Origin of the sequence: Ulvibacterium sp., from assembly GCF_028285715.1 — a bacterium.
In the GTDB taxonomy this organism is placed as follows: domain Bacteria; phylum Bacteroidota; class Bacteroidia; order Flavobacteriales; family Flavobacteriaceae; genus Ulvibacterium.
Genome location: NZ_JANQOO010000035.1, coordinates 642,154 through 656,061, shown reverse-complemented (window position 1 = coordinate 656,061; position 13,908 = coordinate 642,154). Strand labels below are relative to the sequence as shown.

11 protein-coding genes are annotated in these 13,908 nt (G+C 43.6%); 7 read left to right on the top strand and 4 right to left on the bottom strand.

Annotated features, from left to right (window positions below; genetic code table 11):
• Nucleotides 1–36 precede the first annotated feature (36 nt).
• Nucleotides 37–921 (top strand): UDP-2,3-diacylglucosamine diphosphatase, encoded by an 885-nt coding sequence (locus Q0993_RS20785; protein WP_299537035.1) that lies wholly within the window; start codon nt 37–39, stop codon nt 919–921.
• On the opposite strand, the gene Q0993_RS20780 is transcribed toward Q0993_RS20785, so the two are convergent.
• On the bottom strand, nt 901–3,810 hold the full coding sequence (locus tag Q0993_RS20780) for an FAD-binding and (Fe-S)-binding domain-containing protein (RefSeq protein WP_299537032.1): 2,910 nt from the start codon (nt 3,808–3,810) through the stop codon (nt 901–903). The genes Q0993_RS20785 and Q0993_RS20780 overlap by 21 nt on opposite strands.
• A gap of 93 nt (nt 3,811–3,903) precedes the next feature.
• Here Q0993_RS20780 and Q0993_RS20775 point away from each other — a divergent pair, with 93 nt between their 5' ends.
• Together Q0993_RS20775 and Q0993_RS20770 are read left to right on the top strand one after the other, a co-directional pair.
• Nucleotides 3,904–4,413: a hypothetical protein gene (locus Q0993_RS20775; protein WP_299537030.1), complete on the top strand. Its 510-nt coding sequence runs from the start codon at nt 3,904–3,906 to the stop codon at nt 4,411–4,413.
• 97 nt (nt 4,414–4,510) lie between these two features.
• Nucleotides 4,511–5,644 (top strand): TlpA disulfide reductase family protein, encoded by a 1,134-nt coding sequence (locus tag Q0993_RS20770; RefSeq protein WP_299537028.1) that lies wholly within the window; start codon nt 4,511–4,513, stop codon nt 5,642–5,644.
• A gap of 71 nt (nt 5,645–5,715) precedes the next feature.
• Here the strand turns inward: Q0993_RS20770 and Q0993_RS20765 are convergent, their stop codons facing one another.
• On the bottom strand, nt 5,716–7,365 hold the full coding sequence (locus tag Q0993_RS20765; protein ID WP_299537026.1) for a hypothetical protein: 1,650 nt from the start codon (nt 7,363–7,365) through the stop codon (nt 5,716–5,718).
• 152 nt (nt 7,366–7,517) lie between these two features.
• A complete protein-coding gene (locus Q0993_RS20760; RefSeq protein ID WP_299537023.1) occupies nt 7,518–8,168 on the bottom strand; it encodes a rhomboid family intramembrane serine protease in 651 nt (216 codons plus the stop codon).
• Nucleotides 8,169–8,225: 57 nt separating this feature from the next.
• Between Q0993_RS20760 and Q0993_RS20755 the strand changes: the two genes are divergently transcribed.
• Both Q0993_RS20755 and Q0993_RS20750 read left to right on the top strand, forming a co-directional pair.
• Nucleotides 8,226–9,113: a lysophospholipid acyltransferase family protein gene (locus tag Q0993_RS20755; protein ID WP_299537020.1), complete on the top strand. Its 888-nt coding sequence runs from the start codon at nt 8,226–8,228 to the stop codon at nt 9,111–9,113.
• A gap of 76 nt (nt 9,114–9,189) precedes the next feature.
• Nucleotides 9,190–10,179, top strand: coding sequence for a sterol desaturase family protein (locus Q0993_RS20750; RefSeq protein WP_299537017.1), 990 nt, complete (start codon nt 9,190–9,192; stop codon nt 10,177–10,179).
• On the opposite strand, the gene glmM is transcribed toward Q0993_RS20750, so the two are convergent.
• Nucleotides 10,176–11,564 (bottom strand): phosphoglucosamine mutase, encoded by a 1,389-nt coding sequence (gene glmM / locus Q0993_RS20745; protein ID WP_299537014.1) that lies wholly within the window; start codon nt 11,562–11,564, stop codon nt 10,176–10,178. The genes Q0993_RS20750 and glmM overlap by 4 nt on opposite strands.
• Before the next feature lie 73 nt (nt 11,565–11,637).
• Between glmM and Q0993_RS20740 the strand changes: the two genes are divergently transcribed.
• Nucleotides 11,638–12,231: an acyl carrier protein phosphodiesterase gene (locus Q0993_RS20740; protein WP_299537011.1), complete on the top strand. Its 594-nt coding sequence runs from the start codon at nt 11,638–11,640 to the stop codon at nt 12,229–12,231.
• Nucleotides 12,219–13,904 (top strand): gamma-glutamyltransferase, encoded by a 1,686-nt coding sequence (ggt, locus tag Q0993_RS20735; protein ID WP_299537008.1) that lies wholly within the window; start codon nt 12,219–12,221, stop codon nt 13,902–13,904. Before Q0993_RS20740 ends, ggt begins: the two co-directional genes overlap by 13 nt.
• Nucleotides 13,905–13,908: the final 4 nt, after the last annotated feature.

The following is a 13,908-nucleotide window of genomic DNA, read 5'->3' as shown; positions in this document are numbered from 1 at the left end:
AAAAATGACCCTTATGGCGATTTATTGAAGTTGTAGATGAAGAAACGAAAAATAGACCTTGTGGTTATTTCGGATGTGCATTTGGGCACCTATGGATGTCATTCCGACGAACTTATTGCTTATTTAAATAGCATTCAGCCAAATAGGTTAGTCCTCAATGGTGATATCATCGATATTTGGCAATTCAAAAAAAGGTACTTTCCATCCTCCCATATGAAAGTATTGCGTAAAATCATTGGAATGGCCTCTAAAGGAACGGAAGTATTCTATATTACCGGAAATCACGATGAGGTGCTAAGGAAGTTCAGTGATACCTCAATGGGCAATCTTCATATTACGGACAAACTGGTTCTAAACCTGGATGGGAAAAAGGCCTGGTTTTTTCATGGTGACATATTTGATGTCTCCACACAAAATGCAAAATGGCTGGCTAAATTGGGAGGATACGGCTATAGTACGCTTATTTCAATAAATCGATTCTTTAACTGGGTATTGGTCAAAATGGGACGGGAGCGTTATTCATTGTCCGAAAGGATAAAAAATAGCGTGAAAAGTACCGCGAAATATGTGCGCGACTTTGAAAAAACGAGTGTGGATTTGGCCATTGAAAACGATTATGATTATGTAGTCTGCGGACATATCCATCAACCTAAAAAAGAAATCCATATCACAAAAAAGGGGAAATGCACCTATTTGAATTCCGGAGATTGGGTAGAGAACCTTACGGCCCTGGAATATTCCTTTAAACGCTGGAAAATCTATAAGTACAACCAGGACAAGCTTTCGCCATTTTTTGCCGATGAGGAATTAAAGGAAATGGACATGCACGAACTCATTGCCTCAATTACCGCAAAAAAAGAGGAGGAAGAAAAAAGTAAGGGTAAAAAAGGAGAGAAATCCTTAGACGAGGGCCCTCTTTAAAATGGAAACGGGATGCAAGGCTTTCCTTTCCGTACCGTCATAAATTTGGTGTCTGCAACTAGTGCCGTTCGCTGCAATAATGACATCGTCCTTTGATTTTCTGATAGCCGGAAACAATTTTAGTTCTCCTACCTGCATGCTTACGGCATAATGTTCCTTTTCATATCCAAAAGAACCCGCCATACCGCAACAACCTGATGGGATAATGGAAACGGTGTAATTCTCCACCAGATTCAGGGTGTCAAAGGTTACTTTCTGATTACTCAATGCCTTCTGGTGACAGTGACAATGTATTTTTACGGTTTTAGGCTCCCTGGTAAAACGCTCCGGGCCCACATTCCCCTTCTCAATTTCGGTCGAGAGAAATTCTTCGAACAAGAAAACATGGGATGCAACCACCTCAGTGGCCTCCTTATCCGGGGAAAAACGTTTCAATTCATCACGAAAAGTCAAAATGGCCGAAGGTTCCAGGCCTACAACCGGGATTCCGGCGTCCGCAAATGATTTAAGGTCCCCTATGTTTTCCAAGGCCAACTTTTTTGCCTGCTTTAAAAACCCTTTAGAAATATAGGTTCGTCCACTTTCAGCATAAAAGAGCTGTACATCGTAACCCAAGCGCGTTAATACCTCTATGGCATCCCTGCCCAGATCGGTATCCAGATAACGCGTAAATTCATCAATGTACAGAACAACTTTTTTGTTAATTGGTTTATATTGGTTTTTAGTTTGTTGTAAGTGTTTATTAAAATTAAAGCTTGATACTTTCGGCAATTGTCTTTCCTTGGCTATTCCGGCCGACTTTTTTAACAACCCGCTGAGCACCGGAGAGGAATACACGGCATTCGTCAATCCGGACATCCTACTTCCGAGTTTATTCAATAAGGTGTTATGGGCAAAAAGCTTGGCACGCAAGGGGTAGCCGTTGGTTTCCTGATATTGATAGAGGAATTCGGCCTTAAGTGTCGCGATATCCACATTGCTGGGACATTCACTTGAGCAGGCCTTGCAGCTCAAACAAAGGTCAAAGACCTCCTTTAATTCCTTTTGGTTGAACTTATTGTTCTTTTCGGAAGTAGTGAGAAATTCCCGTAAGGCGTTTGCCCTGCCCCTAGTAGTGTCCTTTTCATTTCTTGTGGCATGGTAGCTGGGACACATCCCCCCTTTCATATGCTCGGATTTTCTGCAATCCCCGCTCCCATTACATTTTTCAGCGGCCCTTAGAATACCCTCACTATCCGAAAAATCCAACAAGGTCTGTATCTCGGGCTCTTTTCGATCTATTTCATAACGCATGGATTCATCCATCGGATAAGCATCCACTATTTTTCCAGGGTTAAAAATGTTCTTGGGATCAAAATAGGTCTTTATGCGCCGTAAAAGTTCATAATTGTCCTCCCCTATCATCATAGGGATAAACTCGGCGCGCACAATGCCATCCCCATGTTCACCACTAAAAGAGCCCTTATATTTTTTGGTAAGCCGGGCCACATCCGTGGTTATCTTTCTAAACAAACCAACATCCTTGGATTTTTTAAGGTCGAGGATAGGACGTAAATGTAGTTCGCCTGCGCCGGCATGGGCATAATACACGGCATCTTGTCCGTAATCCTTCATGATCTGGGTAAACTCACCTATAAAGTCCGATAAGTCCTCTAGGGCGACCGCCGTATCCTCGATACAGGCAACCGCTTTCCGATCACCCACCATGTTGCCCAAAAGTCCAAGGCCAGCCTTGCGCAATTCCAATGCTTTGTTGATCTCATTTCCCTCCAAAATGGGAGAAGCATAGCTCCGGGCCGATTTTTGAATGGTGGACTGCAGTGCTACTAGCTGTTCCGCCAGACCTTCCTTCGTATCGGCCTTTACTTCCAACATCAACAAAGCCGCGGGATCTCCGGACACAAAAAATCTGTTTTTTAGCTGCTCCCTGTTATTCTTGGTACAATCCAGAATTACCTTGTCCATCATTTCGCAGGTATGGAGATCGTGCTGCATTACCGGGGCAACATCCAAAAGGCAATCCTCCAAGGTTTTATAATGCGTCACCACCATGGCGGCCAGTTCCGGTGGTTTTTCCTCCAGTTGCAAGGTAATCTCCGTGGTAAAGGCAAGGGTCCCTTCACTACCACTGAGCAGCTTGCAAAAATTAAAGGGCTCCCGGGATTCACCAAAAACGACATTCCGCAACAGTTCATCCACGGCATATCCTGTATTCCGACGGTGTATGGATGGCTTGGGAAATTCGGCTATAATCCGGTTTCTAATGGAGTTATTGGACAACTCCTTGTAAACCCCCTTGTACAATTCACCTTCCCGGCTGTCCAATTCCAATTTTTTTTGGAATTCATTAAGTTCCATGGATGAAAACTCCGCCATGTTGCCGTCGGAAAGCACAGCTTGTAAGCTAACCACTTTGTCCCGGGTAACCCCATATTGGATAGAGGTAGTACCGGAAGAATTATTTCCGACCATACCCCCTATCATACATCTATTGGATGTTGAGGTATTGGGGCCAAAGAAAAGGCCATGCGACTCCAGATACCGGTTGAGTTCATCCCTTACCACACCGGGTTGTACCCTCACTTGTTTTTTTTCCAGATCCAAATGGAGGATTCGGGTAAAGTGCTTGGATACATCAACCACAACACCGTCCCCCACACACTGTCCTGCCAAGGAAGTACCGGCAGTTCTTGGAATAAGCCCAATGGCGTTTGTAGCTGCAAAACGAACCAGTTTTTTAATATCATCTACGTTCTTTGGAAAGGCAACTGCCTGTGGTATTTTACGATAAACGGAGGCGTCGGTCGCGTAAAGTGCCTTGGTGAGTTCATCGGCATGTAGTTCGCCGTGCAACTCCTTCCCCAATTCTTTTAGCAAATTTTTAGTCAAGCTGAAACAATTTTAGGGGCTAATTTAAGTTTTTATTGTTTGAGCCTGATAACGAAGACTCTTTTATTTAAGCGAAACTTAAACAGAAAACTTATGAAAATCACAAAAGGAATTACCTTCATTCTTTTTCTAGCTTCCCTGTCCGTGGGGGCGCAGGAAATATCGAATCACGCCATTGGGCTTCGACTTGGGGATAGTGATGGCTTTGGGGCCGAAATTTCTTATCAAAAATCCATAGCACGATACAATCGGGCAGAATTCAATCTAGGCTGGCGGGATAGTAGAAACTACGATGCCTTTAAATTGTCCGGACTATACCAATGGGTACATAATATTGACAAGGGCTTCAACTGGTACTATGGTGTCGGAGGCGGATTGGGTAGTGTAGATTTTGATGGAAGGTTCAATTCGGACAATGAACCCTTTACCCCGGATGGAGGACTTTTTGTTTTTGCGGCTGGGGATATCGGAGTAGAATATAACTTTGACTTTCCACTACTGTTATCCTTGGACTTTAGGCCAGAAATAGGGATAATAGGGTACGACGATTTCTCCGATAATTTCGATTTTGATATTGCACTTGGGGTACGTTATCAATTCTAAAAACACATTTTATCCATGAAAAGCCCTTACATACATAATGTTAAGGGCTTTTTATATATCCCATTATATACCTACATTTGCCCCCATTAAACCATATATGATGAAAAAATTCTTGTTCGCATTTATAACGATTTCCGCTTTTATGGCATGCAACCAAAATCCTAAAGGCTACGTTGTTGAAGGTTCCCTTAGGGGCGATTTGGAAGATGGCACCAAGGTGTTTCTTAGAAAGCAAGGTGAAAATAGGCAACCTGTAGATGTGGACACCACAACTACTTTGGACGGGAAGTTTACATTTACCGGGGAAGCGGCCATTCCGGAAATGCATTATATTTTCTTGGAAAATGCAATGGGCTATTCCGCTATTGTTTTGGAAAATGGGAAAATAAGCTTATCCGCCCATATGGACAGTCTTGGGCTTTCAAAATTGGAGGGCACTCCACAGAACGAGGTATTTACCGACTATTTGAAGAAGTCCAAGGATATATCTGAAAAAGCGAGGTCCATTCAGCAAGACATCCAAACAGCTACCATGAGCAAGGATACGGCTTCTTTGGTTTCCCTTAGGGACGAGATGATGGAACTTCAGGACGAATACAAGAATTTTGAACTCACCTATATAAGAGAACACCCCACTGCACTAATTTCCGCCTTGCTGATTGATAGAGCCATGGGTTCCCAATCGGTATCTTCGGAGGAAATTCAGGAACTATACGATGGTCTTTCCCCGGAAATTAAGGAAACCAAGGTGGCCAAAAGTGTTTTGGAAAGATTGCAATCGGTCAAGGAAAGGGAAGAAAGAAAAAAGAGTACAAGTATTGGCGCCAAGGCCCCGGATTTTTCAGCTCCTACTCCCACTGGTGGGGAACTGGCCCTAAACGAGGCTTTGGGCAAGGTAACCCTTGTGGATTTTTGGGCAGCTTGGTGCAAACCCTGCAGGGCAGAGAACCCCAATGTGGTAAAAGTATATGAGAAATACCATGGCAAGGGATTGAACATTGTCGGTGTTTCATTGGACAAGACCAAGGCGGCCTGGGAAAAGGCGATTGCCGACGATGGATTGACATGGAACCATGTCTCCAATCTTGCCTACTTTGATGATGAAATTGCAAAACTTTACGGTGTCGATGCTATTCCGGCCGCATTTCTATTGGACGAAAATGGGGTGATTGTTGCAAAAAACCTGCGTGGCCCTGCCTTGGAAGCGAAAGTGGCGGAGCTACTACAATAATAGACTATGAAATTGAACAAAAAAAGCCCTTTCGGCAGAGTCGAAAGGGCTTTTTTATGTGATGCCTCATTTTAAAACTTGTTCTGAATATCACTAAAGGTACCTTTCACTTCAGTATTTCCTGAACGCCTTACACGACCAAAGATATTTACTACGGAGCCATCACCAATAAACTCTATAGTGGCACCGTCATTTAATATTAGGTCACCGTAAATGGTCAGATTGCCCTCCACTCTAAAGACAGCTCCAGAGTTTACGATTATGTTCTTCCTTTTATTATTTCTTCCGATAACAAAAGTACCGTTCATTTCAAACAAGCCATTGCTATTAATTGTGCTATTATTATTTGCCGTCCAAGAACCACAAAGCAAAAGCGACCCGTTTACATTCAATCTATTGAAGCGTTTTGAGCCTCTATATCCCAGGGTTTCCCCGCCGTTGACATTTAAATTGGCACTTCCTTGATAGGAAGGGAGCTCGGCACATCGTTCCACCAAACTTTCACTAGGCCGGTTTAATTTAAGTATCTGCAAACCTTCAAGCCCGGAGGCGGCAAAAATATAATCTCCCTTGGATTCCACATAATTAATAGATCCTTCCAGGGCTATTATACCAAAGGTCTCGATGCTTCCCGATTCCTCTTGGGATAAACATAAACCGTTTGATCCATTGGCCATTAAAAGGATGTCGTCGTTTACCGCCACGGCATTGGTGACATTATCCGAGGCTATACCGATCTTGTTTTTTTGATTCCCTAGGGTATTATCCAGAAGTGGAATATGCTGTAGTAGGTTTCCTGTGCCGGCATCGTAGACCCCGGCTCCCTTTTCCCCCTCTGCAACGACCATTTTTTCGGCATAAAAATCCAAAGTCCTTTTGGCAGCTTCCGGAAAATCGGACCCAACGGGTATTTCTTTTTCGATTTCTAGATTCCCATCCAAAAACACGATTCCTTGATCGGCATCCAAAACGGCAATTTTATCCTCATTGACCGAAACCGAACGCAAATCCGCAAAGGGTGTTTCATCCAGAATTTCCAAGGTATTTCTATCATACATGGTTACCGATCCCTCGGAACCGCTGCTTACCAATACCGAATTGCCACTTATGGCTACATCGTTGGCGACCTTTCCCTGTTGGAAACCGTAGATAATAGTACCAATATTGAATCGGGCATTGGAAACCGATATTTTGGCTATAAAAGAATTGGAGGTGGCCCTCACCGAAGTTTCCGCATCCACACCACCAACGACATAGACATGTCCATCCGCGTAGACCAAAGAATTGACATCGGCATTTCTATAGGTAAGCCTAGATCGAAGTCTTGGCCTATTTGGGTCCCTTACATCCACAATATCTATGGCTCCAAGGTAAGTATCATCCGCTGTGTTGTAGCTCACGTAGGCATAATTGCCCTGAACATCTACATGGGTGGCTCCCAAAGTAGAGGATGGGGATTTTATGCGTGCTATCAAGGTCAATGGATGGTCCCCGGCCAATTCATCATCGGAGCTCTTGGAGGATTTACCGGCAAGCTCTTCTTCTTCAAAAATATCCAGTACACCGGCGTCATCAAGGGCTATACTTCCCTCTAATTCAGATTCGCTGTTTTCTACAACAATATCGTCCTGAAGCTTATCTTGATACACTGTAGTTTCATCCGTACATGAAATATTAGACCCCAAAGCAAATGCGATTAGGGCAAAAGAAACTCTTTTCATTATAAGTAGGTTTAATCAGTTATATTTGGTTAACAACCTAACGATGAAACCTCTGGAAGTGTATACTTTATTGTGCTTTTTCGATGAACTACTACCTATGGAATTTATCTAGGTATACCTATGGGGCATCATGGTTTATGTAGGAATTCAGGTCAGATTTTTCCTGTTTTTTCCATAACAAACAAAATAACAATGGGAATGGCCAGAAGAATAACCATAAGTGTCTCTGTAAGAAATAGCTCGGGCATAAACGCCAATGTGGTCAAATACCCCCCAATTGCTCCACCAAAATGGGCCGTATGGCCAATATTGCCTAACCTACTCTTCATACCGTAGATGGAATATAACAAATATCCTATGCCGAGAACATAGGCCGGAATAGGGATGGGGATAAACATAAGAAGAAGATCCATATCCGGTTGTAAAAGAATTGCGGCATAGAGGATACCCGTAACGGCACCACTGGCCCCCACTGCACTGTAATAGGGTTCGTCTTTGTGAAAAAAAAGTGCCAATAGACTTCCTGCCACCAAGCTTATGAAATAAATGCCTATAAACCTACCGGGGCCAAACCAACTGATGACCACATCGGCAAAAAAATATAGGGTAAACATATTAAAGAACAAATGGGCAATATCCACATGCAAAAACCCTGAGGTAACCATACGTTCCTTTTGTCCGGCCTGTATCTGGGCTATTCCAAATTTATAGCGCTCAAAAAAGGAAGTGTCGTTGAATCCCTTAAAGGAAACCAGAACGTTGGCAGCAATAATGGCTATGGTCGCAAAATGAATATCGTACATGCGGGCTTTGGTTATTTTGGGCCCAAATATAGCTATATTTGCCCATTATACAGACGCATGCAGCTACTCGTTTTTGTATTGGCCTATCCATTTTTATGGTTGATTTCCATTTTGCCTTTTAGGTTGTTCTATGCATTCTCGGATTTCTCTTTTTTTCTGATATACCGGGTCATAGGATACCGTAAAAAGGTGGTACGGGACAATTTGAAATTAGTATTTCCGGAAAAATCCGATAAGGAAATCAAAAAAATTGAAAAGGACTTCTATCGGCATATGTGTGACCTATTTTTGGAAATGGTGAAGACCATGCATCTTTCAAAAGCAGAGGTGAAAAGACGATATCACATTGTCAATATTGAAGAACTTAAGAAAATTGAAAAAAAGAAGAGTATCCTCCTGGCCTGTTCCCATTATGCCAATTGGGAATGGAACACGAGCATTAACAACTATATTGATGCCAAGGGGTATGCTGTATACCAAAAAATATCCAATACCTATTTTGACGGCCTAATCCGAAGGATACGGGCCAGATGGAATACTACTTTGCTAACCCAAAAAGAGGCCATGGTGGCCGTAGTTCGAAATCACAAAAATAATGTAAGGGCTATTTACGGAATGGTCAACGATCAATCGCCCCAAGCGCATTTGGCACAATATTGGACCGAATTCATGGGTATAAAGGCACCCGTTTATACGGGTACGGAGAGCCTCGCCCGCAAATTGGATCTTGCGGTAGTTTTTTTAAAAGTCTCCAAAGTAAAGCGAGGGTATTACAAGGCTGAATTCATACCGATATCCACTTCCAGTAAATCCACCGAAAAAAACGAAATCACAGATCGCTTTTTAAGGTTAACGGAGCAGCAAATCCGGGAAAGACCGGAACACTACTTATGGACACACCGCAGATGGAAACATCGGGACAAAGTGCCGGACGAGTTTTTATAGGGACTAGGGCCAAAGTGGGCACCATTTAATTTTCTTTTTACTAATTTGACCCATCTTAAAACATAATCAGCTGCTGATGGAACTATTGCAAATCCTATATGAAGAATTGCTTGGCTTTTTGGGCATTACCCAAGTATTGGAAATATTCAAAACAGGCGATTATAGTGTACTTAACACCTATGAGGGCATAACCGCCTTTATCCTGCCCATCATACCCTTGCTGGTTATCTTGGAACTTATCCTGGCCTTGGTCTATAAAAAACCACAGACCAAGGTATACAAGGTAAATTTCCTCATTTATATCTTTAATCGCTTTGTAGGTCGATTCATTTCCATTGCTATGGTCGCCCTTTGCATCGGTTGGTTTCAACCCTATGCCCCTTTTCAGACCAAACCTACCTGGTATTGGTTTATATATGGTTACATCGTATGGGAATTTGGTCATTTTCTGTACCATTATTGGGGACATAAAGTACGTCTTTTCTGGTGCCTACACTCCACCCATCACGCACCGGAGGAAATGAACCTTACGGTTACCTATGCCCACTTTTTCCTGGAAGGTCCCTATGCGGATGTTATTCGTACCACGGTATGTATATTGGCCGGAGTAGAACCGACCTTATTATTTGCCATTATGTTCATCGATGGTACGTATGGAGCCTTTATCCACGTAGGTGAAAATTTAATCAAAGATGCGAGGTTCGGTTTTTTGGGAAAATTTATTCTTACACCTTCGCATCACCGCGTACACCATGCCAGAAATCCACTTTATATGGATACGAATTTTTGCAACTTATTCAATATCTGGGACCGCGTTTTTGGGACTTACCAAGAAGAAAAGGATGCTGTAAAGATAGAATATGGCATAACGCGAAAAATGGACTCCGGAAGTTTTCTAGATGTTTATTTTGGGGAAATTGTCGCTTTGGCCAAAGATGTGGCCAACGCCCCAGGAATAATGAACAAACTGAAATATATTGTTATGCCTCCTGGTTGGCACCATAGCGGGGAACATCGAACGGCAAAAATTGTTAGGGGAAATTATCTGAACGAGCAAGAAGCTTAAATTCCTGCGACCGCTTTAATTTCCGAGATTATCCTCTCCGCCAGTACATCGGCCTCGGATTGACTTTTGGCCTCGGTATATATCCGAATAATCGGTTCTGTATTGGATTTTCTGAGATGCACCCAATTCTCGGGAAAATCTATTTTCACGCCGTCAATGGTACTCACCTCCTCATCCCGATACTTTTTCTCCATGGCTTCCAAAATACGGTCAACATCCAAATCCGGGGTCAGTTCAATTTTCTTTTTGCTCATGAAGTAGGCGGGATAACTGGCCCTAAGTTCGGCGACTGTTCCGCCTTTCTCGGCCATCAGCATTAGAAAAAGTGCCGTGCCGACAAGAGAATCCCGGCCATAATGGCTTTCTGGATAAATAATCCCGCCATTGCCTTCCCCACCAATAATGGCCCCGTTTTCCTTCATTTTAATAACCACGTTTACCTCGCCAACAGCTGAAGCTTCGTACGTGCCTCCATGTTTTTGTGTGATGTCCCGCAAAGCCCGGGAGGAAGAAAGATTGGAGACCGTATTGCCCTTGGTTTTGCCCAAAACGTAATCCGCACAGGCAACCAAGGTATACTCTTCCCCGAACATTTCACCATCATTGCTGATAAATGCCAATCGATCCACATCTGGATCTACCACAATACCGAAATCGGCTTCCTCCTCAACTACCAATTGGCAAATGTCGGTTAGATGTTCCTTTAAGGGTTCTGGATTATGTGGAAAATGTCCGGTAGGGTCGCAATAAAGTTCAATGACCTCGACACCCAGTGCCTTCAAAAGTTTGGGTATGGCTATCCCTCCAGTGGAGTTCACCCCATCCACCACCACCTTAAACTTGGCATTGCGTATGATATCCGCATCCACAAGAGACAAATTCAATACTTCATCAATATGGATGTCAATATAGGCGTCGTTCTTGATCACGGTACCTAAATGGTCCACTTCGGCAAAATTAAAATCCTCTCCCTCAGCAATTTCCAAAATCTTTCGGCCCTGTTCGGCATCCAAAAACTCTCCCTTTTCATTCAACAATTTTAAGGCATTCCACTGTTTGGGATTGTGGCTAGCCGTAAGGATAATGCCACCATCGGCTTTTTCCAAGGGAACCGCAATTTCTACTGTGGGGGTCGTAGAGAGCCCAAGATCAATGACATCAATTCCAAGGCCAATAAGGGTCGAAACGACAAGGTTCTGAATCATTTCCCCGGATAGTCGGGCATCTCTTCCAATAACCACAATTAGCTTATCCTTTTTGGAGTAGTCCTTGAGCCACATACCGTAGGCGCCAGCAAATTTAACGGCATCAATTGGGGTTAAGTTGTCTCCTGGTGGGCCTCCAATGGTGCCACGTATGCCGGAAATAGATTTTATCAATGTCATAGATGTGAAAAAGTTTTTGCAAATATATTCATCTGAGATAAAACCGGTGTTCCTTCTTTGTAAATTCGTCTTTATGAATTTTTTGGCCCATATATATCTTTCCTTTGGGGATGACGATGTCACTATTGGAAATTTTATTGCCGATAGTATTCGGGGCAATAAATTCCAACATCTGCCGGACTCCATCCAGAAAGGAATTTTATTGCACCGGGAAATCGACACCTATACGGATACCCACCCTATTCCTAAAAAAAGTAGCAAACGTTTGCATAAGAACTATAGCCATTATAGCCGTGTAATCGTGGATATTTTTTATGACCATTTTTTGGCCAAGAACTGGCAACGGTATTCGGACGTTCAGTTGGAGGTATTTGCCGATCGTTTTTATGACCTTTTGGAAGTAAATTACGTACTATTGCCCGAAGGCATAAAACGGATGATGCCCTATATGATCGCGGACAACTGGCTGGTAAGCTATGCCAAAATGAAAGGTATCGGGCGGGTATTGAACGGTATGAACCGAAGGACCCAAAACAAATCCAAAATGAACTTTGCCATTTTGGACCTTGAAAAACATTATACACTCTTTGAGGAAGAATTCACGGCTTTTTTTGAGGAGTTAATTATTTTCTCTAAACAAAAGTATATCTCCTTATGCGAAAACTGATACTGTTCCTCCCCCTGTTGCTCCTCTGCCTGCATTGTAAAGAGAAATCCCCAACGCCCACTGGAACAGTGGCCCAAAAGGCCATGGTCGTTTCCGCACGGGAAGAAGCTTCTAAAATTGGAGTAGATATCCTAAGGGAAGGAGGTAACGCCTTTGATGCCATGGTGGGTACGGAATTGGCATTGGCCGTCGCTTACCCCTACGCCGGTAATTTGGGTGGTGGTGGATTTATGGTCTACCGCAAGGCCAATGGAAATATGGGCGCACTGGATTATAGGGAAAAGGCACCCTTGTCCGCCCATAAGAACATGTATTTGGATTCCCTGGGTAACGTAATTCCAAATATGAGCACCAAGGGAGCAACGGCCGTGGGTGTTCCAGGAACCATTGCCGGCATTTTTGAGGTGCATAAAAAATTCGGCACCCTACCTATAGAACAAATTATGGCTCCGGTCATCGAATTGGTGGACAAGGGCGTGGTAGTAACGGAAAAACAAGCGGCCCGACTAGATCATTACTGGGAAGCGATTTTGGAGGTGAATGGGGACAGTACTTTATTCTACACACAATGTATGGCAGGGGATACTTTGCGATATCCCGCCTTGGCCAACACCTTGCGACGAATAGCAAAAAACGGCCGTGATGAGTTCTACAAGGGAAAGACCGCAAAGGCGCTGGCCCAATTTATACAGAAAAAAGGTGGTTATGTTACCGAGGAAGATTTGGCAAAATATGAAGTGAAATGGAGGCAGCCCGTTATCTTTAAATATAAGGATCTGCGTATCATTTCCATGAGTCCACCCAGTAGTGGCGGGGTCACCATCAATCAGATCTTTAAGATGATAGAACCCTTCGATATTTCCGAATATGGGCACAATTCCCTTGAGGCCATTCAGTTGTTTACCGAAGCGGCACGAAGGGCGTATGCCGACCGAAATTACTATCTGGGTGATCCGGACTTTGTAGATATTCCTCTAGACGTCCTTTTGAGCAGCCGGTATATTGAAGATAGAATGGGCGATTTTTCCTTTGAAAAAGCCACACCGTCTTCGCAAGTACGACAAGGTTCCGTTGAAATCTTAGAAAGCGCCGAAACTACCCACTATTCCATAGTAGATCAGCAAGGCAATGCGGTTTCCGTTACTACCACCCTAAATGGGGCCTATGGTTCCAAACTTTATTGTGATGAACTGGGTTTTTTCCTGAACAATGAAATGGATGATTTCAGTGCCAAACCCGGGGTTCCCAATATGTTTGGACTCATTGGTGCCGAAGCCAATAGCATCGCCCCGGAAAAAAGGATGTTAAGTAGTATGACCCCCACCATTGTGGAAAAGGAGGGTAAACTCTGGATGGTGGTAGGCACTCCCGGTGGCTCAACGATTATTACGGCTGTAGCCCAGACCATTTTGAATGTTTATGAATTTGGAATGAGCATGCAAGAGGCTGTAAATGCACCGCGCTTCCACCACCAATGGTTACCCGATCATATTAAATTTGAACCAGAAGGATTCCCCTCAGAGTTAAAGTTGGCCTTAAAAGCCAAAGGTTACCCCATAAACGAAAAACGCGCTCCCGTAATAGGTAAGGTAGATGCCATTCGGGTCTTGCCAGATGGCCGCCTAGAAGGTGGAGCCGACCCGCGAGGTGATGATAGTGCAGTAGGTTTTTAGTCAC